This window comes from Amycolatopsis sp. NPDC033938 (assembly GCF_055575975.1).
Genome location: NZ_JBVIRO010000030.1, coordinates 34,542 through 57,110, shown reverse-complemented (window position 1 = coordinate 57,110; position 22,569 = coordinate 34,542). Strand labels below are relative to the sequence as shown.

The 22,569-nt window shown below is 63.6% G+C and carries 20 protein-coding genes and 1 pseudogene; 9 read left to right on the top strand and 12 right to left on the bottom strand.

The genetic code is table 11. The annotated features are described in order from the left end of the window. Nucleotides 1-6 precede the first annotated feature (6 nt). From gcvT to ACZ5ZX_RS39860, 5 genes are read left to right on the top strand one after another with little or no spacing between them, the layout of a single operon-like run. Complete coding sequence (gene gcvT, locus ACZ5ZX_RS39880; protein ID WP_465507185.1) at nt 7-1,098, top strand: glycine cleavage system aminomethyltransferase GcvT; 1,092 nt, start codon at nt 7-9, stop codon at nt 1,096-1,098. A 17-nt stretch (nt 1,099-1,115) separates the two neighbouring features. Then, complete coding sequence (gene gcvH, locus ACZ5ZX_RS39875; protein WP_465460971.1) at nt 1,116-1,493, top strand: glycine cleavage system protein GcvH; 378 nt, start codon at nt 1,116-1,118, stop codon at nt 1,491-1,493. A gap of 1 nt (nt 1,494) precedes the next feature. Next, entirely contained in the window at nt 1,495-2,763 is a 1,269-nt protein-coding gene (gene glyA / locus ACZ5ZX_RS39870; protein ID WP_465507184.1) for a serine hydroxymethyltransferase, read from the top strand. Continuing rightward, nucleotides 2,760-3,761 (top strand): lipoyl synthase, encoded by a 1,002-nt coding sequence (gene lipA, locus ACZ5ZX_RS39865; RefSeq protein WP_465507183.1) that lies wholly within the window; start codon nt 2,760-2,762, stop codon nt 3,759-3,761. The genes glyA and lipA overlap by 4 nt, the downstream gene beginning before the upstream one ends. 16 nt (nt 3,762-3,777) lie before the next feature. Then, on the top strand, nt 3,778-5,151 hold the full coding sequence (locus tag ACZ5ZX_RS39860) for an L-serine ammonia-lyase (RefSeq protein ID WP_465507182.1): 1,374 nt from the start codon (nt 3,778-3,780) through the stop codon (nt 5,149-5,151). Between the two features lie 28 nt (nt 5,152-5,179). Here the strand turns inward: ACZ5ZX_RS39860 and ACZ5ZX_RS39855 are convergent, their stop codons facing one another. Together ACZ5ZX_RS39855 and ACZ5ZX_RS39850 are read right to left on the bottom strand one after the other, a co-directional pair. After that, nucleotides 5,180-5,668 (bottom strand): PIN-like domain-containing protein, encoded by a 489-nt coding sequence (locus tag ACZ5ZX_RS39855; protein WP_465507181.1) that lies wholly within the window; start codon nt 5,666-5,668, stop codon nt 5,180-5,182. After that, the gene (locus tag ACZ5ZX_RS39850; protein ID WP_465507180.1) at nt 5,577-6,245 is read right to left on the bottom strand and encodes a DUF433 domain-containing protein; all 669 of its coding nucleotides are present in this window, start codon (nt 6,243-6,245) and stop codon (nt 5,577-5,579) included. Before ACZ5ZX_RS39850 ends, ACZ5ZX_RS39855 begins: the two co-directional genes overlap by 92 nt. A 132-nt stretch (nt 6,246-6,377) precedes the next feature. On the opposite strand from ACZ5ZX_RS39850, the gene ACZ5ZX_RS39845 reads away from it, so the two are divergent. Continuing rightward, a complete protein-coding gene (locus ACZ5ZX_RS39845; RefSeq protein ID WP_465507179.1) occupies nt 6,378-7,100 on the top strand; it encodes a FadR/GntR family transcriptional regulator in 723 nt (240 codons plus the stop codon). Here the strand turns inward: ACZ5ZX_RS39845 and ACZ5ZX_RS39840 are convergent. Both ACZ5ZX_RS39840 and ACZ5ZX_RS39835 read right to left on the bottom strand, forming a co-directional pair. Further along, a complete protein-coding gene (locus ACZ5ZX_RS39840; protein WP_465507178.1) occupies nt 7,074-8,750 on the bottom strand; it encodes a SulP family inorganic anion transporter in 1,677 nt (558 codons plus the stop codon). The genes ACZ5ZX_RS39845 and ACZ5ZX_RS39840 overlap by 27 nt on opposite strands. A 4-nt stretch (nt 8,751-8,754) precedes the next feature. After that, a complete protein-coding gene (locus tag ACZ5ZX_RS39835) occupies nt 8,755-9,084 on the bottom strand; it encodes an ArsR/SmtB family transcription factor (protein WP_465507177.1) in 330 nt (109 codons plus the stop codon). Nucleotides 9,085-9,225: 141 nt separating this feature from the next. Here ACZ5ZX_RS39835 and ACZ5ZX_RS39830 point away from each other — a divergent pair. Further along, nucleotides 9,226-9,849, top strand: a pseudogene (locus ACZ5ZX_RS39830) (transglycosylase domain-containing protein); the annotation flags it as partial. 41 nt (nt 9,850-9,890) lie between these two features. Continuing rightward, complete coding sequence (locus ACZ5ZX_RS39825) at nt 9,891-11,363, top strand: recombinase family protein (RefSeq protein ID WP_465507176.1); 1,473 nt, start codon at nt 9,891-9,893, stop codon at nt 11,361-11,363. A gap of 52 nt (nt 11,364-11,415) precedes the next feature. Here the strand turns inward: ACZ5ZX_RS39825 and ACZ5ZX_RS39820 are convergent, their stop codons facing one another. The 7 genes from ACZ5ZX_RS39820 to ACZ5ZX_RS39790 all read right to left on the bottom strand — a co-directional run bounded on the left by ACZ5ZX_RS39820 (nt 11,416) and on the right by ACZ5ZX_RS39790 (nt 21,890). Then, nucleotides 11,416-11,595: a hypothetical protein gene (locus ACZ5ZX_RS39820; protein WP_465507175.1), complete on the bottom strand. Its 180-nt coding sequence runs from the start codon at nt 11,593-11,595 to the stop codon at nt 11,416-11,418. Then, nucleotides 11,592-12,413: a peptidoglycan recognition protein family protein gene (locus ACZ5ZX_RS39815; RefSeq protein WP_465507174.1), complete on the bottom strand. Its 822-nt coding sequence runs from the start codon at nt 12,411-12,413 to the stop codon at nt 11,592-11,594. Before ACZ5ZX_RS39815 ends, ACZ5ZX_RS39820 begins: the two co-directional genes overlap by 4 nt. Before the next feature lie 285 nt (nt 12,414-12,698). Beyond that, nucleotides 12,699-13,055, bottom strand: coding sequence for a hypothetical protein (locus ACZ5ZX_RS39810; RefSeq protein ID WP_465507173.1), 357 nt, complete (start codon nt 13,053-13,055; stop codon nt 12,699-12,701). 9 nt (nt 13,056-13,064) lie between these two features. Then, nucleotides 13,065-13,565: a hypothetical protein gene (locus tag ACZ5ZX_RS39805; protein WP_465507172.1), complete on the bottom strand. Its 501-nt coding sequence runs from the start codon at nt 13,563-13,565 to the stop codon at nt 13,065-13,067. Between the two features lie 8 nt (nt 13,566-13,573). Then, nucleotides 13,574-14,722, bottom strand: a complete 1,149-nt coding sequence (locus ACZ5ZX_RS39800) for a hypothetical protein (RefSeq protein WP_465507171.1) — start codon at nt 14,720-14,722, stop codon at nt 13,574-13,576. Then, entirely contained in the window at nt 14,722-15,915 is a 1,194-nt protein-coding gene (locus tag ACZ5ZX_RS39795) for a hypothetical protein (protein WP_465507170.1), read from the bottom strand. The genes ACZ5ZX_RS39800 and ACZ5ZX_RS39795 overlap by 1 nt, the downstream gene beginning before the upstream one ends. A 959-nt stretch (nt 15,916-16,874) precedes the next feature. Continuing rightward, nucleotides 16,875-21,890 (bottom strand): transglycosylase SLT domain-containing protein, encoded by a 5,016-nt coding sequence (locus ACZ5ZX_RS39790; protein WP_465507169.1) that lies wholly within the window; start codon nt 21,888-21,890, stop codon nt 16,875-16,877. On the opposite strand from ACZ5ZX_RS39790, the gene ACZ5ZX_RS39785 reads away from it, so the two are divergent. Beyond that, complete coding sequence (locus tag ACZ5ZX_RS39785) at nt 21,881-22,216, top strand: DUF2510 domain-containing protein (protein ID WP_465507168.1); 336 nt, start codon at nt 21,881-21,883, stop codon at nt 22,214-22,216. The two genes, ACZ5ZX_RS39790 and ACZ5ZX_RS39785, sit on opposite strands and share 10 nt — an antisense overlap. Here ACZ5ZX_RS39785 and ACZ5ZX_RS39780 read toward each other — a convergent pair. Continuing rightward, on the bottom strand, nt 22,213-22,494 hold the full coding sequence (locus ACZ5ZX_RS39780; RefSeq protein WP_465507167.1) for a hypothetical protein: 282 nt from the start codon (nt 22,492-22,494) through the stop codon (nt 22,213-22,215). The genes ACZ5ZX_RS39785 and ACZ5ZX_RS39780 overlap by 4 nt on opposite strands. Between the last annotated feature and the right edge of the window lie 75 nt (nt 22,495-22,569).

Below are 22,569 nucleotides of genomic sequence, written 5' to 3'. Positions count from 1 at the left end.
CACTTGATGTCGAAAGAGACGTCCCTGCACGGAGTCCACAAAGGACTGGGTGCGCTGTTCACCGACTTCGCGGGCTGGTCGATGCCGATCCGCTATTCCAGCGAACTGGCGGAGCACAAGGCGGTCCGCGAGGCCGCGGGCCTGTTCGACCTGTCCCATATGGCCGAGATCGAGGTGACCGGACCGCAGGCGGCCGAGACCCTCGACTACGCGCTGGTCGGCAACCTGTCCGGCGTCAAGCCGGGCCGGGCGCGCTACACGATGATCTGTGACGCCAGTGGCGGCGTGCTGGACGACCTGGTCGTCTACCGGCTCGCGGACGAGAAGTTCCTGGTCGTGGCCAACGCCGGCAACGCCGACGTGGTCGCGGAAGCGCTGGCCGAGCGGGTCTCCGGCTTCGACGCTGTCGTCGAGAACAAGTCCGAGGACGTCGCGCTGATCGCCGTCCAGGGTCCGAAGGCCGTCGAGATCCTGGGCGCGGTCACCGACGCCGACCTGGGCGCGCTCAAGTACTACGCGAGTGTCCCGGCCGTCGTGAAGGGTCACGACGTCCTGCTCGCCCGCACCGGCTACACCGGCGAGGACGGCTTCGAGCTGTACGTCCCGGCCGGTGAGGCCCCCGCCGTCTGGCGCATCCTGACCGACGCGGGCGAGCCGCACGGTCTGCTCCCCGCCGGACTCGCCTGCCGCGACACGCTGCGTCTGGAAGCCGGAATGCCGTTGTACGGCAACGAACTCAGCCTCCAGCTGAGCCCGTTCGAGGCCGGTCTCGGCCGCGTCGTCAAGTTCGAGAAGCCCGGTGACTTCGTCGGCAAGGCCGCGCTCGAGGAACTGTCCAAGAAGGACGTTCCGCGCGTGCGTGTCGGGCTCAAGGGCTCCGGCCGCCGCGCGCCGCGCCACGGCTACACGGTCCTGTCCGGCGAGACCGAGATCGGCGAGGTCACCAGTGGTGCCCTGTCGCCGACCCTGGGCTACCCGATCGCCATGGCCTATGTGGACCGGGAGTACAGCGAACCCGGCACCGAGCTCTCCGTCGACATCCGGGGTCGTATCGAACCCGTCGAGGTCGTCGCCCTGCCCTTCTACTCCCGCGCCTGAAAGGCCCTTGAACGACCATGAGCATCCCCCAGGACCTGAAGTACACGAAGGAACACGAGTGGCTGCGCGTCGAGGACGGCGTCGCCACCGTGGGCATCACCGCCTTCGCCGCCGAGTCGCTCGGTGACATCGTGTTCGTCCAGCTGCCCTCGGTCGGTGACACGGTCACCGGCGGCGAGGTGTTCGGCGAGGTCGAGTCGACCAAATCCGTCAGCGAGCTGTACGCGCCCGTGGACGGCGAGGTCGTCGAGGTGAACGAGACCACAACGGACACCCCCGAGGTCATCAACTCGGACCCCTACACCGAAGGATGGCTCCTGAAGGTGCGTCTGTCCGGCGACGTGCCCGCACTGCTCGACGCCCAGGCCTACGCCGTGCTCACCCAGGAGAGCTGAGATGTTCAACGCACCCCTGTCCGAAGTGGACCCCGAGGTCGCCGCGGCCGTCGCCGCCGAACTCGACCGTCAGCAGTCGACCCTGGAAATGATCGCGTCGGAGAACTTCGCCCCGGTGGGCGTGCTCGAGGCGCAGGGTTCGGTGCTGACCAACAAGTACGCCGAGGGCTACCCCGGCCGCCGCTACTACGGCGGTTGCGAGCACGTCGACGTCATCGAGCAGCTGGCGATCGACCGCGCGAAGGCCCTGTTCGGCGCCGAGCACGCCAACGTCCAGCCGCATTCGGGCGCGCAGGCCAACGCCGCCGCCATGGTCGCGGTGCTCAACCCCGGCGACACCATCCTCGGGCTCGACCTCGCCCACGGCGGTCACCTGACCCATGGGATGAAGATCAACTTCTCCGGCAAGCTCTACAACGTCGTCGCCTACCATGTCGACAAAGAGACCGGGATCGTCGACGTCGAGGAGATCGAGCGGCTCGCCAAGGAGCACAAGCCGAAGCTGATCATCGCGGGCTGGTCGGCGTACCCGCGTCAGCTCGACTTCGCCGAGTTCCGCCGCATCGCCGACGAGGTCGGCGCGAAGGTCATGGTCGACATGGCGCACTTCGCCGGTCTCGTCGCCGCCGGGCTGCACCCGAGCCCGGTGCCCTACGCCGACATTGTCACCACGACCACGCACAAGACCCTCGGCGGTCCGCGCGGCGGCATCATCCTGTGCCGCCAGGAACTCGCCAAGAAGATCAACTCGGCGGTGTTCCCCGGTCAGCAGGGTGGCCCGCTGGAGCACGTCATCGCCGCCAAGGCCGTCGCGCTGAAGGTCGCCGCGAGCGAGGAGTTCCGCGAGCGTCAGCAGCGCGTGCTCGAAGGCGCGAAGATCCTGGCCGACCGCCTTTCGCGCACGGACTGCGCCGAAGCGGGCGTCCGCGTGCTGACCGGCGGCACCGACGTGCACCTGGTGCTCGTCGATCTGGTCAACTCCACTTTGGACGGTCAGCAGGCCGAGGACCGGCTGCACTCGGTCGGTATCACGGTCAACCGCAACGCCGTCCCGTTCGACCCGCGCCCGCCGATGGTCACCTCGGGCCTGCGGATCGGCACCCCGGCGCTCGCGACCCGCGGCTTCGGTGCCGAGGACTTCGCCGAGGTGGCCGACATCATCGCCGAGGCGCTGCGTCCCGACTTCGACGAGGATCTGCGCCAGTCGCTCTCCGCCCGTGTCGAACTGCTGGCCAAGAAGCACCCGCTGTACGCGGACCTCAACCGATGAGCGCGGTCCCCGAGGGGCGCAAACTTCTCCGGCTCGAAGTCCGCAACGCGCAGACCCCGATCGAGAAGAAGCCACCGTGGATCAAGACGCGCGCGCGGATGGGTCCGGAGTTCACTGAACTCAAGGGCCTGGTCAAGCGTGAAGGCCTCCACACCGTGTGTGAGGAGGCCGGTTGTCCCAACATTTATGAGTGCTGGGAGGACCGTGAGGCGACGTTCCTGATCGGTGGTGATCAGTGCACGCGGCGTTGTGATTTCTGTCAGATCGACACGGGTAAGCCCGCGGCGTTGGACCGGACTGAGCCGCGCAAGGTGGCGGAGTCGGTGCAGGCGATGGGTTTGCGGTATTCGACGGTGACCGGTGTCGCCCGCGATGATCTCGAAGACGGTGGTGCGTGGCTGTACGCGGAGACCGTGCGTCAGATTCACGCGCTGAACCCTGGCACTGGTGTCGAGTTGTTGATTCCGGACTTCAACGCTGATCCTGATCAGTTGGCTGAGGTGTTCGGGTCGCGGCCGGAGGTGTTGGCGCACAATGTGGAGACGGTGCCGCGGATTTTCAAGCGGATCCGTCCGGGTTTCCGGTACGCGCGGTCGCTGGAGGTCATCACGAAGGCCCGTGAGGCTGGTCTGGTGACGAAGTCGAACTTGATCCTGGGGATGGGTGAGACGCCGGACGAGGTCGGTCCGGCGATGAAGGATCTGGTCGACGCGGGTTGTGAGATTTTGACGATCACGCAGTATTTGCGTCCGTCGCCGCGGCATCATCCGGTGGATCGGTGGGTGAAGCCGGAGGAGTTCGTCGAGCACTCGAACGCGGCGGAGGCGATGGGTTTCGCGGGTGTGATGGCGGGGCCGTTGGTGCGGTCGTCGTATCGGGCGGGGCGGTTGTTCGCGCAGACCAAGGCCCACCGCGGTGAGCCGCTGTCGGAGAACCTCGCCCACCTCGCCGCCGAAGGCCCCGCAGCACAGGAAGCCAGCTCACTGCTGGCCAGATAGGAAGGAGGGCAGATCAATGGCGATCAGCGTCTTCGACCTGTTTTCGATCGGTATCGGTCCCTCCAGCTCCCATACGGTGGGCCCGATGCGGGCGGCACTGACCTTTGTGGACGGTCTGGCCGCCGACGGCGACCTGGCGGCCACGGCCCGCGTCCAGTCGGAGCTTTTCGGCTCGCTGGGCGCGACCGGGTTCGGGCACGGCAGCGACAAGGCCGTGCTGCTCGGGCTGTCCGGGGAGCGTCCGGAGGAGATCGACACCGACACGGTGCCCGGCAAGATCGCCGGGATCCGGGAATCGGGCAGGCTGCGGGTGCGGGGCGAGCACGAGATCGTGTTCGTCGAGGACACCGACCTCACCATGCACCGGCGGAAGTCGTTGCCGGCGCATCCGAACGGGATGATCTTCCGGGCGTTCGACGCGGACGGGAAGGTGCTGCGCGAGCGCACCTACTACTCCGTCGGCGGCGGGTTCGTCCGCGACGAGTCCTACGAGACCGACACCGTCGTCGTCGAGGACTCGACGCGGCTGGAGTTCCCGTTCCGCACCGGTGCGGATCTGCTGAAGCACTGCGAGGACACCGGGCTGCCGATCAGCGAGATCATGCTGCGCAACGAACTTTCCTGGCGTACGCGCGAGGAGGTCCGTGAGGGCCTGCTGGAGATCTGGCAGGTCATGGTGGAGTGCGTGCGCAACGGCTGCGAGCACGAAGGCGTCCTGCCAGGCGGGCTGAAGGTGCCGCGCCGGGCGAAGGCGTTGCACGAGAAGCTGCTCGCCGAAGACGGCGTCGGCGATCCGCTGTACGCCATGGACTGGGTGAGCCTGTACGCGCTGGCGGTCAACGAGGAGAACGCCGCGGGCGGCCGCGTCGTCACCGCGCCGACCAACGGCGCCGCCGGGATCATCCCCGCCGTCCTGCACTACTACCAGCGGTTCATCCGCGGGTCTTCGGACGACGGCATCGTGACGTTCATGCTCACCGCGGGTGCGATCGGCTCGATCCTCAAGCAGACGGGTTCGATCTCGGGCGCCGAAGTCGGTTGCCAGGGCGAGGTCGGTTCGGCCAGCGCGATGGCCGCCGCCGGGCTCACCGAGGTCCTCGGCGGTTCGCCCGCGCAGGTGGAGAACGCCGCCGAAATCGGCGTCGAACACCATCTGGGGCTGACCTGCGACCCGGTCGGCGGGCTGGTGCAGATCCCGTGCATCGAGCGCAACGCCGTCGGTGCGTCGAAGGCGATCCACGCCGCGCGGATGGCGATGCGCGGCGACGGCTCGCACGTCGTGACGCTGGACAAGGCGATCAAGACCATGCGCGAGACCGGCGCCGACATGAGCGTGAAATACAAGGAGACCGCACGCGGCGGCCTGGCCGTCAACGTCATCGAGTGCTGACACGGAGCTGGAGGGGCCGAGTCTCCCTTCAGCTCCGTCGCTTCTTGAGAGGGAATCGCTCGACGCCGCGTTCGGTGATTTTCCAGACATCGGGATTCCGGCTGGCGGCATACGTGATCACGTCCTGGAGATTGACCTCCACCAAGTGCAGGAGGTGATCACGAGTGGCTTCCCCAGGGAGGTAGAACATGTGGACCTTCGCGGCGCGGTACGCGCTCAGCTCGTGAGGCCTCTCCATGATTTTGGCGTCACGATTCAGTACAACCCAGCCGGTGTTGGCAATCTTTCCGAGCCATTCGGTATCTGCCGCTCCGAGTGATTCAGCCCTGGTGCCGAACACTTCCGGCGGGGTATGGCATGGATAGCCAAGCCCGGCGAGGAAACGCCGTACTGATCGAGTAACGGCGTTCTCGTCGAGGTAGAACTCAGGCGGCGCGGCCCAGGAGGACGCGTGCGGCGGCCCGGACGGCTTCGATGCCGATCCCGTGCTCTTCGGCGACGATGGCAGGTTCTTCACCTGCTCTCAGCATCGCGGCTACGTTCGAGACTCGTGCGCCCGAGCCGACGAATACAGGCTGCCCTGAGGATCGATAAGGATCAATAGCAACTGCGGAGGGTTCAAAGACCTTGAGCTTGAGGTGGTTGGGTAGATTGTCGGAACCGAACCCGACATACGTGAGGTAGTCCTGCACGATCTCGCGAATCACGGTCTGACCCGAGCGTCCCTCGATGAGGCCGGCACCGGCTTCGGTCTTGGAGAAGTCCCACAGCACTGAAATCCCGTCAGTGACGAGTGCCGGCGACACGAGTACGTACTCTCGCCCGAATTCGCGTTGCAGTTGCTCCAGCGCGGGGCGGATCCGCTGGGGGCGCACACCGGCTTGGCGCAGCCCTTCAAGAACCCACGCCTCTGCCAGTGCAATGAAGGGAACACTTGCCTGGCGGATACTGTCGGTTGCGGAGATGTGCAGCAGGGGGCCGCCGCGCGGGTAGCCTCGTGCCCAGCGGTGGAAGGTTTGTTGAGGAACGCCGAGATGGCGAGCAGCATCTGTCATGCTCATCAGGGCTCGTGTAAACCTCACATCGTTGTCCACGTCGTCCTCCTCTCCCGGAGACCATATCCGCTCTCCCGCCTCGTGTGATCGACAGACACTCATGCCGCGCGATGTGCTTGCGTGCAACTACCGCATCCAGAGGACGGAACGCGGGCGGCCTAAACTCGAAGGGTGGAGTCGAGCACGGTCGTGAACGCGGGTGACGCGCTGTTCCGCCCGGTGCGCGCGGGCAACGCCTTCGAGGAGACCGTCGAAAGGCTGCTCCAGGCGATCCGGCTCGGTGTGGTGGGCGCGGGGGAGCGGCTGCCTTCGGAACGGGAGCTCGCCGACCGGCTCGGCGTCAGCCGGGTGACGCTGCGGGAAGCGATCCGCGCGCTGGCCGACGCCGGTTACGTCGAATCGCGGCGCGGGCGCTATGGCGGCACGTTCGTCAACGACGTCCTGCCCGATCCGCCCGCCGCCGACGGGCGAAAGGTCGACAACGCCACCCTGGAGGACGCGCTCGGCCTGCGGCACGTCCTGGAGACGGGCGCCGCCGAGATGGCGGCGTCGCGTTCCCTCACCCCGGCCGACCGGCAGCATCTGACCAGCACGCTCGCCGAGGCCGCCGCGGCCGACCTCGGCGATTACCGGCGCAAGGATTCGCGGCTGCATCTCGCGATCGCCGAGGTCACCGCGTCCGGCTCGCTGACCACGGCGATGGCCGACGCGCGGACGCGGGTCAACCAGCTGCTGGACATGATCCCGCTGCTCGAACCGAACCTGGAGCACTCCAACGCCCAGCACGAGGCCATCGTCGACGCGATCCTCGCCGGGGATTCCGAGGCGGCTCGCCGGGCGATGACCGAGCACGTCGAAGGCACCGCTTCACTGCTTCGCGCTTTCCTCGCTTGACGGTGACGTCAGCAGGGCGTGCGCGAACTCGATGGCCTGTGGCGTGCCGGGGAAGACCCGGCCCTCGGCGCGAAGCCGGTCCGCGACACCGAGTTCGTCGAGTACCTTTTCGTGGCCCGGCTTGATGCCCGAAACCAGGACCGTGATGCCGCGGTGTTCGAGGCGTTCGACGGCGTCCCGCAGGACGAGGGCGCCGGTGGCGTCGATGGCCGAAACCCGCGACATCCGGAGGATGACCACGCGGACGTCGGCCACCTCGGACAGCTCCAGCAGGAACTGGTGGGCCGCGGCGAAGACCAGCGGGCCGTCGAGCCTGAAGGCGACGATGTGCTCGTCCAGCAGTGCTCGTTCCTCGGCCCCGTGGTCGGCGTGATCGAGCGGGACCTCTTCGACCCGGGCCGCCTTCGAGATCGCGCGCAAGGCCAGTGCCCCGGCCACGACGAGGCCGAGGATCACCGCGGTGACCAGGTCCAGCGCCAGCGTGGCGGCCGCGGTGAGCACGAGGACCAGCGCGTCGCGGCGGGTGGAGCGGAGCAGCGCGCGGACCGAACCGGCTTCGACCATGCGGATGGCGGTGGCCAGCAGCACCCCGGCCAGCGCGGCGATCGGGATCTCGGCCACCAGCGGTGCCGCCGCGAAGACGATCACCGCCAGCACCAGCGCGTGCGTGAGCGCGGCGAGGCGCGACCTCGCCCCGGCCCGGACGTTGACGGCGGTGCGCGCGATCGCCGCGGTGGCGGGTACCCCGCCGAACAGCGGGGTGACCAGATTCGCCAGGCCCTGTCCGAACAGTTCCCGGTCCGGGTCGTGCCGTTCGTTGACGCTCATCGCGTCGGCGACCGTGGCGGAAAGAAGGCTCTCCAGCGCGGCCAGCGCCGCGACCGCGATCGCGGACGGCAGCAGCGCGCCCAAAGCGGACAGATCGAGAAAGCCCAGTGACGGCGCGGGGAGGCCACTGGGCAGGGCGCCGATGCGGGCCACCGGCAACTGCGCGAACTGGCTCGCGAGCGTCGCGAGGGCCACCGCCACCAGTGAGAACGGGATCGACGGTCGCCATCGCGCGCCGAGCAGCATGAGGGCGGCGACACCGAGGGTGATCGAGATCGACTGCCAGGAGGGGTGCGCGGCGAAGGCGGCCACGGCCTTCGCGGCGACGACTGCGACTTTTTCGCCTTCCGAGGCGGCGACCCCGAGTGCGGCGGGGATCTGCTGCAGTGCGATCACCCCGGCGATGCCCAGGGTGAAGCCTTCGACCACGGGGATCGGCACGTAGCGCATGTACCGGCCCGCCCTGGCGACGGCGAGCAGAAGCAGCAGCACGCCGGCGAGCAGGCCCACCGTCAGTACCCCGCCCGTCCCGTAGGTGGCCACGATCGGCACCAGGACCACGGTCATCGCCCCGGTCGGCCCGGACACCTGGAGGTTGGAGCCGCCGAACACCGCGGCCAGTGAGCCCGCGACGATCGCGGTGACGAGTCCGGCCGCGGCCCCGAGCCCGGACGTGATGCCGAAGCCCAGTGCCAGCGGGAGTGCGACGATCGCGACGGTGAGGCCCGCCATGAGATCACGCCGGGGAGCACGGGCGAGGGTGCGCAGATCGTCACGTCCGGGCAGCAGTGATCTCAGGCTCGAAGCTCTCGGTCGCGACACGGCGTCACTCGGCGTCGCGTAGCTGGGCCAGCAGGACGTTCTGGTCGGCCAGTAACTCGGTGAGGATGCGCCGGGCCGCGCGCAGCAACTCGGCGACGTCTCCGCCCGCGAGCGAGTAGACCACCGTCGATCCTTCCCGCGACGAGGTGACGATCCCGGACCGGCGCAGGACGGCCAGCTGCTGCGACAGGTTGGAGGCTTCGACCTCGATTTCGGTGAGCAGCTCACGGACCGCTTTCGGCCCCTCCGCCAGCAGCTCGAGCACTCGGATCCGGACGGGATGGCCCAGCATGCGGAAGAACTCCGCTTTGGCCTGGTACAGGGGGACGGGCACGCTGGATCCCTTCGCGCGACTTGTCGATACGGTCAGACTAGCAAATGAAGAATTCTTCAAGTCGGCAACCAAACTCGGCCCGTTCACGCCTTCCGGTGATTTTCCCACAACCTTTTGCCTCGTTCGGCCGTCTTAGCCGACGTGGAAAACCCGGATGACGAAACCGCACCCGAGTCGGAAACCACGGCAACCCCGGCGCCGGAAGGGAAGAAACGCAGGTGGCGCCGGATCGCCGCCTGGACGTTCGGCCTCTTGGTCGGCATCCCGGTGGTCGCGTTCGGGATCGCGTACGTCCTGCTCGACGTCCGCAGCCCACAGGAGGTGCTCGCGGACCTCGACAAGACCGTCGTCCTGCAGAACGCCGACGGTTCGGAACTGCTCAAGGTGGTCCCGCCCGGGGGCGACCGGCTCTTCGTGCCCTACGACGCCATCCCGCCGAAGCTGCGCGACGCGATCGTCGCGACCGAGGACCCGACCTTCTGGGACAACGAGGGCTTCGACCTCACCGGGCTCGGCCGGGCGCTGGTGACCGGCGTCGGCGGCGGTTCGGGGATCACCCAGCAGTACATCAAGAAGTCCACCGGCAACGAGGACGCCACCCTCACCCGCAAGTTCTCCGAACTGGTGCTCGCCACGAAGATCACCCAGCAGCAGACCAAGAAGGAGATCTTCGAGAGCTACGTCAACATCATCTCGTTCGGCCGCGGCACCTACGGCCCGGCGTCGGCGATGAACGCCTACTTCGGCCGCAAGCTGGACAAGTCGGGTAAGCTGATTTTACGGCAAACCCTCTCGGGAGGCCAAACGTGCAGCTCAGAGTACTTGGAGCCATCCGCCAGTCCAAGCGAAAGGATGCGTCCGAGAGCCCGGAGACTCAGCGCCTGTCATATCGGAGGTGGGTTGAGGACCACGGCGCAACCCTGGTTGGAGAGGCTGTCGACATCGGGGTTAGTGCGGAGGTCTCACCCTTCAAACGACGGGACCTAGGTGTCTGGTTGACCAACCCCGATCACTTGGCCTCCTGGGATGTCCTTGCCGTCTGGAAGATCGATCGCCTAGTACGCGATATGACTCACTTCTACGGGGAACTCGTTCCCGAGATGAGGCGCCTCGGCAAGCGGGTCATTGCCGCAAGCGAGGGGATTGACACCGACTCATCGCATGACGCAGAGATCATGTTCAAGGTCTACGCGGCTCAAGAGGAGTTGAAGAAGATCAAGGATCGGGCCCGGGAAAGCCGGGCCCGTCTCCGAGAGTCGGCGCGGTGGCCCGGCGGCATCATTCCGTTTGGCACAACCCCGGTAAAGCGGCCTGGGGGCGGTAAGACCCTTGTCGTTGATGAGACGTCTCTCGGGTGGCTAATAACGATGCGGGACTTCCTGCGAGAGGGGGGCAACCCAAACGCACTTGCGACTTACTTGAATCAGGAAGGGATTCCAACCCCCGCTGATTACCATACGATTAGAAGTGATCGTCCATCGCGGAACCGGTACTGGCGGAGAGAACAGGTTATACAGCTGTTGAAATCCCGTCACCTCTTGGGGGAACTGTCACACAAAGGAAAAACCCTTCGCAACGAAGACGGCTCTCCGAGAATGGCGGGTAAGCCCGTGCTAACTCGGCCCGAATGGGACGAGATCCAAGGCTTATTGGCGCGCCCGCCCCGTGAACGTAAACGACGTAACGGAGGTGCGCTACTTCATATCGTCTACTGCAACTCGTGTGGTCGGCCGATGTACAAGCAGCCTGCACGGTCCTCGGGGCAAGAAAGTTATCGGTGTAGCTCATACTCGCTGAACATAAATCCTCGCGACTGTTTTGCAGTGGCCTTTCCCGCTGACTTGCTGGAAGACTTCGTAGGTGAGATGTTCCTAGGTAAGTACGGCCATGAGGAGATTATAGAGAAATCCGCGATAGCCCTGGTGGACTACGAATCACAGATCCTCGAATTGGACGAGAAGATTGATTCTCTGGTGGCTAACCTCTCCCTCCTGCCCGCCGCCGGACGGGCGGCTGAGAAAGCACGAGATGCCTTGGTAAAACTCGAAGGGGAGCACGAGGAACTAACTCGGCTGTCCAAGGTGGCACAAGGAGTCAAGATCACCCATACGGGCCGAACATACGGCCAGGCGTGGGAACAAGCCGATCGTGAAGGACGCGGTGTCCTGCTTCGTCGTCACGGGGTAACCGTGATGGTTCAAAAGAGGCGTACGCGACGCAAACGGCCCGGAGATCTATTCGTTCCGGATTGGCTTCGCATTGACTTCCCTGATGCCTGAAACGACAGAAAGCCCCCTACCCGGCCGTAGTGGCTAGGAAGGGGGCTTAGGTCTACTGCTTGTTGGCAGGGCCGACGGCCGTACCGATCAGCGCCGTCAGGGGCGACAACGCGGATACGATGGCAGCCGCGGTAGCCGGGTCGATGTCGAGGCGAGCGAGGGTCGCCAGTCCGACGATGGCGCTGGGGGTCAGGCCGCCGATGAGGGCGGCAACAGCCTTTGCGTATTTCATCCGACGGTCTCCACGGTGAAGTCCGAGTTCGAGCTGTAGGCGATGTCGGCCCACAGGGCACCGGGGACGGCGAACTTCCGGGGCTTGTCGACCTTCAGGGCCTGCCCGGCGGGAACGGGGTTGCCACCGACGCCTGTGTTGTTGTCGCCCCACGCGTAGACAGCCCCCAGCCACACAGGCTGAGCACCCGGGCGAATGATGATCGCCGCGTGGTCACCCCCGGGGAGATTCACTCGGACATTCCCGTTCGCGGGGGTGGCCTTGACGGTGTAGCGGTCCATCAGTTCGATTCCTTTCGAGGTGGTGGGGCTTGGCGTGGGGGTGGGCGAGCTACCTCCGCGGGCAAGGTCGATGACGATGTCCCAGGGGAAGTTGGGACCGGGATCCCAGTGCGATCCGTCCCCAGTGGCGTTCGTGTAGTCGACGTGACCGCAGACGCCCGCTTTGCCCGCACGTACGTCAGCAGAGGACAGCTTCACGATCGGGATATCCCGGGCGTCGCACCGGCTGCGAACCCACGCGGCGGCGCCCTTCAGCATCCCTGGGTGGGCCAACCATTCGGCCCGGGACCACGAAGCGAACCCACAGATCTCCGCGTTATCGGAGTAGGCGTTGCCGTTTCGCAGCGTCCACGCTGCGCGGCTGTAGTCCACCCATCCGTCAGATACTCCGGTGTCATCAATACCCGCATGACACGAAGCAATCTGGGTAGAGTTGAAGTAGTTGTAGAGCGAGGTGTTGGTCTTCGCTCCTTCGGCCGTGTGCAGAACCACAAGGCGGACATTCTGTCCACCCCGGGAACTACTGGGCAGGCCCATTCGATTCTCCTTACTTGCCGATGAGCTGGATAAGGTTTGGTACCCATGCCAGCGCAGCGAGGGTGAAGGCAAGCCACGTTGCCTTGTTGTCCTTCTTTGAATTCTCAGCGGCTGTAACCCGATGTTCCAGAACCGCAATACGCGGTTCCTGCCGGGCCATATAGCTACGAACCTCAGCGGCTAGGGTGGACATAGCCGATCGGGTTTCCGAGAGGTCGTCATGAACCGACTCACGCACCGCGGCTAGTTCCTCTCGAACGTACTGAAATGGGTCGGGGGATGTCATTAGCTCTCCGCAGGTTCAGTGTTGAACGGGCCACCGTTCCCGCCGTTGTGCCCGGAAAGCAAGAAGTACGTTGCGAAGGCGGCGTCGTATGTCCACGCATCGGGCCAACGGGCGCTCTGCCAAACTCGCTGACCGCTGACCACCGAATCCCGTAGAATCCATTCGTCGGGGTCATTCGTAAGCGGGCTCAAGGGTTGAAACTGTAGAAGCTTCTGAACCTTTTCGAGAGCGGCGGGAATGTCGACATCCGCGAACTCCGCGAAGGTGCCGACGATAGTAATTAAGCGGGCTCGATGAGGGTCGGTAATCCCCTCAAAATCAAGTTCCGCTATAGCGTGATCGCCCAGTGCGGTCAAGGGAGTCTCCTAGCTGGGAGTATATCCGACGTCTTGAATAACAAGATCCCGGATACGGACAGAGTCGACCTGTGCCGACCCGGAGTTGACAAACGCGGATAGGCCGATCGTGGCTGTCCCGGTAAAGGTAGCCGTCCAGAACCCCAGACGAACCTCGGTGCCGAAAGCCCCCCCGGGGGCGGAGGTAAAGAATCGGATCTGGGTTCCGGCGGTTGTTACTGTTGAACCGCTAGCTACCCTGAACCGGACAGTTACGATAGGACTGCCGCTGAGAATCGCCTCTGAGCGGACATGGGATATCTGGTAAACCCTGTCCTTCTCGGCCTGGAAGGTGACGACCTCGGGCTGAATGGTGTCCGTAGTGGTGATAGTTCCAGCGGACGCCGTTTGATACGGTATGCCCACCACACCGCGAGGGCCTATCGGTGTCACCCGAGACTGGTTGTCTATACGATCTGAAAGAATCCTTAGGGCGTGCTCTACAGACCTAGCCGTCCTGATGTCGGCCATAAGCCCTCCTACAGGGGTGTTGGCTGGATCTTCAGAGCCACGGTCCCGGGATCATTGCCGTTAGACATTCCGACGATTCGACGTCGGTAAGAGCCGTCAGCTATAACCGGGTGGCCAGTGATTCGAAAAAGCGGGGTGTCTCCTTCAACCCATGACCCGAGTTCTGGGGAGATCTGGACGCCCCTGTTGTTCTTGCCATCTACTCGAACACTTGCTGTCCAGGTAGCCATAGGTGTCGAATATTTAGCGAGGTCTGCCGCAGCGAACCCGTCGAGGTTAGTCTTGACAGCAACCTCGGTATGTTCTGTATCAACGTAGTCGGCATACGGGATATGCGCCGCCTGAAGGGCGGCAGAATTGCCAGCCACGCCAACGACAGAAGCCCCGCCGTCCCCGGCCCCTTTGGCCCATACGTAATGTGGGGTGGGGACGGCACAGTTGATGTCTACATCGACGTTACCGAAAGCCGCCCCTAGTTCCCAGGAAGCGTTGAGGTTAGCGTCCCCGAGCAACGGGGTACCCAGGGCTAGCTTCCAGCCGATATACGGGGCACCCGAGGTGGTGAGATATGGCCTCAGAATGAACTCTGATCCACCGGTCATCGCCGAGAGGTCAACAGCACCCTTCCACACAGTGGTGAAGTCCCACGCCGGGTAAGACGCTGAGAACGAGCCCGTCTCGGTGGCGGCGTCCGTGAAGTCGAAGGGCAAGCCCGCGCCGCTGTTGGTGTCATCCGTGCTGTGCTTGAACAGCGATCGGATAGTTCGTCTGTTGGTGATGCCCGAGTACGAAACGTTGTTGGCCGATGAGGTGATCGTCAAAGGCGTACCGTTGGGAACCCGGATAACCCGGTTCTCGAACAAGCCGCCAATGCCCGCCCCGGACACACTCAGGACGCGGGTCTTCTGTTCGTATCTAACGTCGGTTGGCATTCCGGCCTGAATGGCCGTCGCACCGTAGACGACGGCCCAGGCGTAGCGGCCAGAGGTGGCGTAAGGCATCACGGTGTCAGCGAGGTTCCCCCCTTTACCAAGAAAGAGGTCAACGCCCCAATCACCCTTGGTGCCGATTTCCGTGCTCCAGCGGGGGTCTCCGATGAGAGGTAACTCATTGACGACCTGACCTGTGGTGGCCTCCGCAATGAGGCAACGCCACATCAGACCCACACCTTAATGGGGTCGATGTTCGCGGGCTCAACCACGGCCTGAAGCACGGTGAACCCCGCCGCCGCGGTGTCCCACTGGACTTTAGCCGTCGGAGAGCCACCGATGAGATTGATCCAAGAGCTAACCGTCTGGGCCGTCGTAAACGGCCCGAGGGTGAAATCAGGAGCGGTCATCGGGTTGTTAAGCGAACCCGACTGTCCCCACGTGTTGATCGACTGGTGGTTGCTGATGTTCGACCCTATGCGGGCCTCAAACTGTACGACCATATCCGGGTCGGTAATAGGCCGGATTCGGGCTCTGGGGGTGATGACAACCGGGATTCCGTAGGCGGGAACCACAAAGGATTGAACTTCTACCGCCGTGCCGCCGCCGATCTGGGTTCGGAGACCAAGGTTGGTAGCGTTGGCTGTAATTACCAGCTTGCCGCCGTCTCCACGCCATCCAGCCGTACCCGCATCGGAGCTGACGTAATACGTCTGGTTGGGGAACGGATGGCCTACGACGTACCGCTGATCCCCCGCGTAGGCCCCAGCCTCCAAGAAGGCGTCCGACGTAATCTTGGCGTCATTGCCGTAGAGAATTCTGCGCCCGCCGCGGGCTACCAGCCCAGGGCCTCTGAGGTCGGTAATAGTCAGGGTTGACCCGTTGGCCTCGATGAGCACGGTTGCAAGGGGAATCCAGCCGTTGGCGGGCAGGGTCGCCGTAGGAACGACTGGAGTTCCGGACGTGTTGTCGCCAGTGACAGCCTGAACGGTAAACCGCCGGTCACCGGCAGATGAAGCGATCGCCGAGTTTCTATCGTCATAGACCCGGGCTACAATCAGATCAATACGTCGCTGAGTCGTGCTCGGGGTGGCCAAGGATACGTTCTTGATCGCGTCGAGACCACAAAGGTAGGGACCGTTGGACGGGGTATCAATAAGGCAGTTTCCGAGGTTGACGTTAACCGACGGGCTAACGCCCGTCGTAGACACAGTAACCCGTAGAGCGCCGTGGCTGGCGTCACCGAGAGTCGTCCCGGAGATGGCACCACCAGCGAAGACGCCGGACTTGTAACTCATCACCGACCCGGGCTTCGGCAGGGCGAACCCCGCCAGAGCATAGCGGGCATCAGCCTCGCTGATTTTGTCTTCCACGGCCCACGGGTCGAACGCAGAGTTGACGGTAGTCCCAATGGACGCCATGAGTTCTCCTACCAGAATGCGGGCGCGAACTCGGCTGTCACCGTTCCCGGATCTGTCGAGGGGCCGCTATGAGAAAGTCCGATGGTCAGTGATTGCCCGGGCGGGACGACAAAGGCGTCCCAGTTGGCCGGGTTGACCAGATAGCTTTGTGAGACTGCGCCCATGAGAGCGCTAGGATCTTCGGGTGTGATCACCACTGATTGGCCGGTGGTGAGCGTCCCGTTGTATTTGATGCTCCCCCCGGTCACCGAAAGAACGGGGGTCGTCAACGGGCCTTTCAACGTCAGCACCGGAGATGACGGGGCGGTTCCCCCCGTGTTGTCCAAGAGGATCAAACCGGAGGACGCCGCCTGACCGAAGGTCAGCCCGCCGTTAGATCCGAAGTCAAGCCCTGTCCCAGTACCGAAGTCGAGTCCCGTAAGGGAGTTCTGAGGGACACCTGTAGTCAATACCTGGGTCTTGAGGGCGTACCTACGGGGATCTGGAGCCGTGAACTGCACACTAGCTTCGAAAGCAGGGTGCTGAGCGGTCACATGCTCAATCAGAATGTCCCCCTCACGAGTAACATTCTGAACCAGCGGGCCAACGGCCGAGTAATAAACCAAGGGATACAAGCGGGTGACGTCCTGACACAGGGCCAACACCTTGAGGCGGGCCCTTTCCAGGGCTACCCAGTCATCCCGTCGGGCGTAGGCTCGGATAGTCAGACTAGACGTGCCACGTTCGACATACCCGGGGAGCATGTACGACCCGTGTCGTTGGTATTTAGGTATGAACGACGTCGTCGGCGCGGACGCAGACAACGGGGAGCTATCCGAAGTCGCAATCCACGTAACGCCACTCTCGTCAACGCCGTCGTTGAAACGCAGGCCGTCGATTGTCCACACTGGGGGACGGTTGATTGGCATCGGGATTCCATTCCGGGAACCCCGGGGTCGCCGAAGCGACCCCGGGTCTGATTAGGCGTTGCGGAGGGCGAAGGCCGTCCGCCGGGAGGTGTCCTGAGCCAACGCCCGTTCATCCATTCCCGGAGCGGGGTGGATGTTCTGGGTAAGATGGACCCCGGAAGTGCCCGCCGGGGCGGCAGCACTAGCCGCGAGACGGTCAGCCGTCGTCAAGTTGCTGACGAAACGGTCGAACGTCCTTGTCACCGCCACGGGGAGAACCCGTTCGCCCGGCGTCAGAAACGCCGGTTCGGTGTCGCGGCTTCCAACCCCGGGGACGATGCCACCCAAGGAATACCCGCCTGCACGGTTGAACCCGGCTGACACGCTGCCGTACTTCTGGATGGCGTATCGAATCGCTGCCACCACGTTAGCCATCGGGTTCCAAACGTCGTTGGGGAGCGACGGATCCCGGTTGGCCTGGAACGTTGGATCGATGACCTGCATCAGGCCCTTAGACGGCGTTCCATTCTTGGCATTGATATCCCAGTTGTTGATAGCCCTGGGGTTGCCCCCAGATTCCTGGTTCATCCGGCGAAGGACGCTATCCACGAGGTCAGATGCTTGGCCGACGCGAGCAAGCGCCTGAAGCACAAGTCCCCGCCACTGTTCAACTCCGGCACCCGTGGGCGACAGAACCTTGGACAGCTCTTCAATGGCCTGAGCCTGGACGGCCTTGACGGCCTGGGCAGCCACAGAGCCAGCGAAGTCGGCGGCCCGGTTACCCGGCCAACGGCCAGTGGTTGACTCCGCATCGGACAGAGCAGATCGGAATGCGTCGCCAACAACGGCCGATGCGTCAAACCCGCCGCCAGCACCACCGGAAACGAACTGCCCGCCAACGAGCGGCAGGAAGGCGTGTCCGCCGAATTGGGCGGAGTCAGCACCCGCGGCACCTACCCCGTACTTCACACGGGACGGTGACCCACCGGATTCCACGTTGACGCCCGCCAGCGTGCCCGCTGTATGGACGGCGGAGTAACCCGTGGAGAAGGCGCCACCAAGACCGGAGGAGAACCCCGGCCAGGGCTGTGATTGTGCTACACCAAGACGCTTGTGGGGGTTCTCCCCGCGGAGCACGTTGGTGATAGCGCTCATAAAGCCCGAGCAGTCGTAGCCCTCCGGGCCGACACCGCCCCAGATGTAGGGCTTGCCAGATTCCGCCTGAGCGAACCTCGCTGCTGCGGCGATAGCTTCGCCCGCTCGCTGCCCGTGGATGTCTACAAGGCCGCCTGAGGCATACCCTGGTAGCCCGACGGCTTGCAGGGCCTCCGGCTGTCCGGCGTTCAGGGCTTCCAGGAACGGACGGGCCTTCTTGGTAATCGCCTTCCTGATGACAAACTCGCCACCATGGACGACGCCCTTAGGCTCGTATGTTCCTCCGTCGCCCGTGTAACCACCCGTAGCGAACCCGATGGGAATCGGGCTGACTTCCTTGCCGAGGGCAAAGTCTCCGTTGAGCTTGTTCCACGCGGCAATCAATCCGCCGTTCATAGGAACCTGGAGAACCCATCGGATGGGGTCCGCTGCCGCGGCCCGAATACGGTTCCACTGGGAGACGGCCCAGTCGGCTGTGAACTGCATAGCCGATCGGACGTTGCCCATGCCCGCATTCAAGTTGTTGAAGGCACCCGACTGGGCGATGACGCTGGCATTCACCGCGTAGGTGATGTTCTGCCAGTGTGTAGTCAGCTCTTGAGCCAGCAAGGCGTTTCGAGCGGCTAACGTGTTGGCGTTAGCGACCATGCCGTTGGTAGACAGCAAGTTCGCCGCCGCGAGAGCGGCGAAGGTCGGCACCATCACCGAGGTAATGAAGTCGGCCAGGGTCTGGAGACTGACGACGGCTGCCGTGGCTGTCTCTCCGATGGCTGTCAATCCGGCCGTGTCCGCGGTGCCCGAGATGGCCAGCGGGGACGACGACGTTGCGGAGGTTCCTCCGACCAATCCACCGTTGGCAAATCGGTTAGCCCGCATTGCCTCCAACAGCGGAAGGTATCTCCGGGTAGCAGCGGCAGTCATAACGTATTCGCCGTTGCTTAGCATAGCGGGGATGCTGTCTGAGGTACCGGTGCCCGGCCCGAGGATCAGGCCGCCCGCTGCATGTCCGAACGGGTTGAAGGGGTCTGACGCGCCAAGGAGATCACTCATCTCCTTGCCCCAGCCGGTTCCTCCTTCGATCATCTTAAAGAGAGACCCGAGTACGGGGATTTCTTCGACCTTCTGCTTGATCTTATGGCCGAGGTCAGCCAGACCACGAAGGAAGGCACCGATAATGCGATCCCAGTCGAGTTCGAACAGCGAGTGTAAGAACTCTCGAATCGGGGAGGGAACAATAACGTCAATGACCTTCTGGAGGACTTCGCCCGCCTTTGTGAAGAAGGTGTCGGCGAGTTCTCCCCAGTCGATCGAGAAGAGCTGACGTAGGGCGTTGCGAATCGGCTCCGGTACCAAGACATCCAGGATAGTTTGAAGAAGTACCCTGTTTCCCTCTTTGAAGTCCTGCCAGAGGGCGTCCCAGTCAACAGTGAACATTGCCCGGATAAGCTCCGAGATCCCAAGGGTTTGCACTGCGAGGTAGATCCGCGTTAGCACCTCGAAGAACCCAGAGGAGCCACCTGTCAGTCTTCGGGTTCCTTCATCGATAGTTTCCCAGATTTGGGCAAGTACCCCTAGGAATTCAATGAAGTTAGCAACCCACGACGCTATGTCACCAATAGTGTGGCCTAGGTTCTCAAAGAACCTCTTGCCTTCTTCTGATCCGGCAAAGTTCACGAAGTCCGTGAACATCTGCCCGATTTTGTCGTAGAACCCCGACTCGGCGACGCCCTTGTTAAGGGACGAGATCACGTTGTACAGAGCAACGCCCGCCTTGATGGCGAACCCGACAATGTCCTTCAGGAGATCGACAGCCCCGGTCATCCAGTCTTTCAGCTGACCGGAGTCCTTCATGCGGCGAATCCAGTCGGCAAACGCTTGGGCGCCGTCCTCAACTGCCGGAATAAGTTCGTCCGCAAGGACGTCCGCACCCACTTCAGCGAGATCAAGGAACGCCTGAACCAGGGGGCGCATGGCATCGCCGATCTTCTCGACGATTACCGCAGTCTTTTCCAGAACGTGGTTGACTGCTCCTGCGTTACCCGGATCGGTCAGCAGATCGACTATCTTCTTAGCCGCACCGTTAGCCGCTGTGGCGATATCCGTCAACCGATCCTTGAGGATCGGCAGATAGACCTTGGAAAGTTCTCCGATCTTTTCAGCCAGACCATTGAACAACGCGTCCTGAACAGAGGTCTTGACGGCGTCCCAAGCTGGCTTGAGTCGTAGAACTTCCTCAACAAACTGACGGGCCTCCGGGGACAACGCCGCAAGGGCCTGCTTCAACTTGTTCTGGCCAGCCGACATCTGATTCATCGAGTCAGCTGCATTGGCCTGAGCCGACGCTAGAGCCTTCTGAGCATCGACGATCGATCGCTGAGCCTGCTTGGCCGCTTGATCCGATGCCTTCTGAGCTTCGGAGACAGCACGGGTGGCGTCGGCGATCTGCTCTTGCCCCTGGAGCCGCTGGAGGTCCTGGGCTTCCCGGGCGTCTGCCAACTGACGTTCTGCCCGCTGGACTGCCTCAGTAGCCGATTCGACGGCCTTATTGGCCTTGACACCTTGAGCCGCGTATGCCTTCTGCTGTTCGACCAGGTCAGCGTTGCTGTTCGCCGTCTGTTCCACCCGGAGCTTGGCCCGCTCGTAGGCGATGATAAGCCGGTCTAGCGCTTCGCCGTCCGCCCCGGACGCCCTGGCGTTATCTAACTGTTGCTGGGCGTCGAGGAGGTCTAGGGCGGCCTCCTTGGCGTCGAGAGCACCACCACGGACCTGGACATTGAGGTCTCGTTGAGCCTTCTCAGCTTCTTGGATCGACTCCGTCAGAGAATCGAGAGCCCGGTTACGGTCTCGCTCGGCGTCAATGACGGCCCGTTCGGCCTGAACCTCTGCCCGGGCGGCGTCCCGGACTACTCGTTCCCGCTGCTGGACAGCCTGAGAAACCCGGTTCGCGGCGTCTTGCCGCGACTGAGCGGCGTCCTCTACTGCCCGCGACAAGCCGACCTCAGCCGCCCGGATCGACTGAGCGGCGGCTCGCTGCTGCTTGGCGTTGGAGGCAGCCGTCTTGGCGGATTCACCTTGGGCCTGGGTAGCCGCCTGAATGGCGTCTGTAACGCCCATCGTGCCGAGGGCGAGAGTACCGAGAGCAGCGCCACCAACGGCCAATCCGGCAGGAATCAGAAGAAGAGCCCCGGCCGCCGTAATGGCGGCTTGGCTTAGGCCGATTAGAGAGGCAGCCGCCGTACTACCCAGAGAAACGATGCCGCCGATGCCCAGGGCCCCGACAGCGATAGCAGCGACAGCGCCACCGGCTGATGTCGCACTCCCCGTGATCCCGGTTAGCGACGAGGCGGCCTGTAGGCCCATCTTCCCGAACGACTGGCCCGCTTCGCCCGCCATCTGGCCAACTTGGAGGAGACCTTGAGCCGCCTTAGCAGCACCCTGGGCGTCGAACAAGTCGACGTCACGACGGTGCTTGTCGCCCCGGGCAGTAACCAGGCGACGTTCCGCCGTCTCGATTTCCCGGACGGACGCCGCCGCTGCACGTCGGGCTTGAACCAGCTGGAGCTCACTCGAAGCGATCTGGCTACTCTTGGCATTGGTGTTCGCCCGGGTTTCCGCAAGCTTTTTCTCCGCGATATCCACCCGGGCGGCGGCATCCTCGGATCGCGTGCGAGAGTCCGCAAGAGCGGCCTCAGCGGCCTTGATATCCCGGATAGCGGCGGCGATCCCCGCTTGTGCTTTACGGACCCTTACGTCGACATCGATCGTCGGGTTCATCCGGGTGAGCTGGGTTACCTGCCGTTGAGCCTGGCGAATATTCGCCGTGACATCAACTTCGGGGTTAATCGATGCCAACTCGGTCTTGATCAGTTTATGAAAACCGTCGAGGCTTGGGACAACATCAACAGTTGCTGTACCCGCGCTGTATGTGGCCAACTCTCACCTCCATGGGTGGTTTGCGAATCGGCGGCACCTACGGTAACTTGACACGTAGCAACAGCACGACTAAAGGAGAAATGATGAGAACGGTCAGTACGACGTCAACGCCTGGCAAGGTCAATCACGTACTACATCTGCTACTGACGATCTTTTCGTGCGGCTTGTGGGCGCCCGTTTGGATCGCCTTAGCAATTGCCAGCTCAGGCAGCACAGGGGAGACCTACACGGTTACCGAATTGGCGACCCCGCCGGGCTGGTACCCGACCCCGGACGGCCGGATGGCTTGGTGGGATGGCCAGCGCTGGACCGGCCACACCCGTTAACCTTCTCCGAACAGGCCGAGTAGATCTTGTTCGGCCAACTTTTCCTGCCGACGGCGATACTCGGTCGCGGCTGTCTCCGGTCGGGGAACCGGATGGATCTTCGGTTTCCCTGTATTCTGAGACGTGTAATGGGCAATCGCTTGAAGCTGTTCGAGAATGGCCATCAACATCGTCTCCGTCATGCCAACTTCGGTCAGCGATGGAGCATGAGTTTTCGACGGAGGCGGCTTACCGTCCTCGTCGAGCATCGATTCATACAGCTCGACGTCGGTGGCCATAGCCGCCGCCAGATGCGAAGTAGACCGGTTCTGAAACCCGGTCACTAAGTTATTCAGGGTCGCCCATGACAGGCG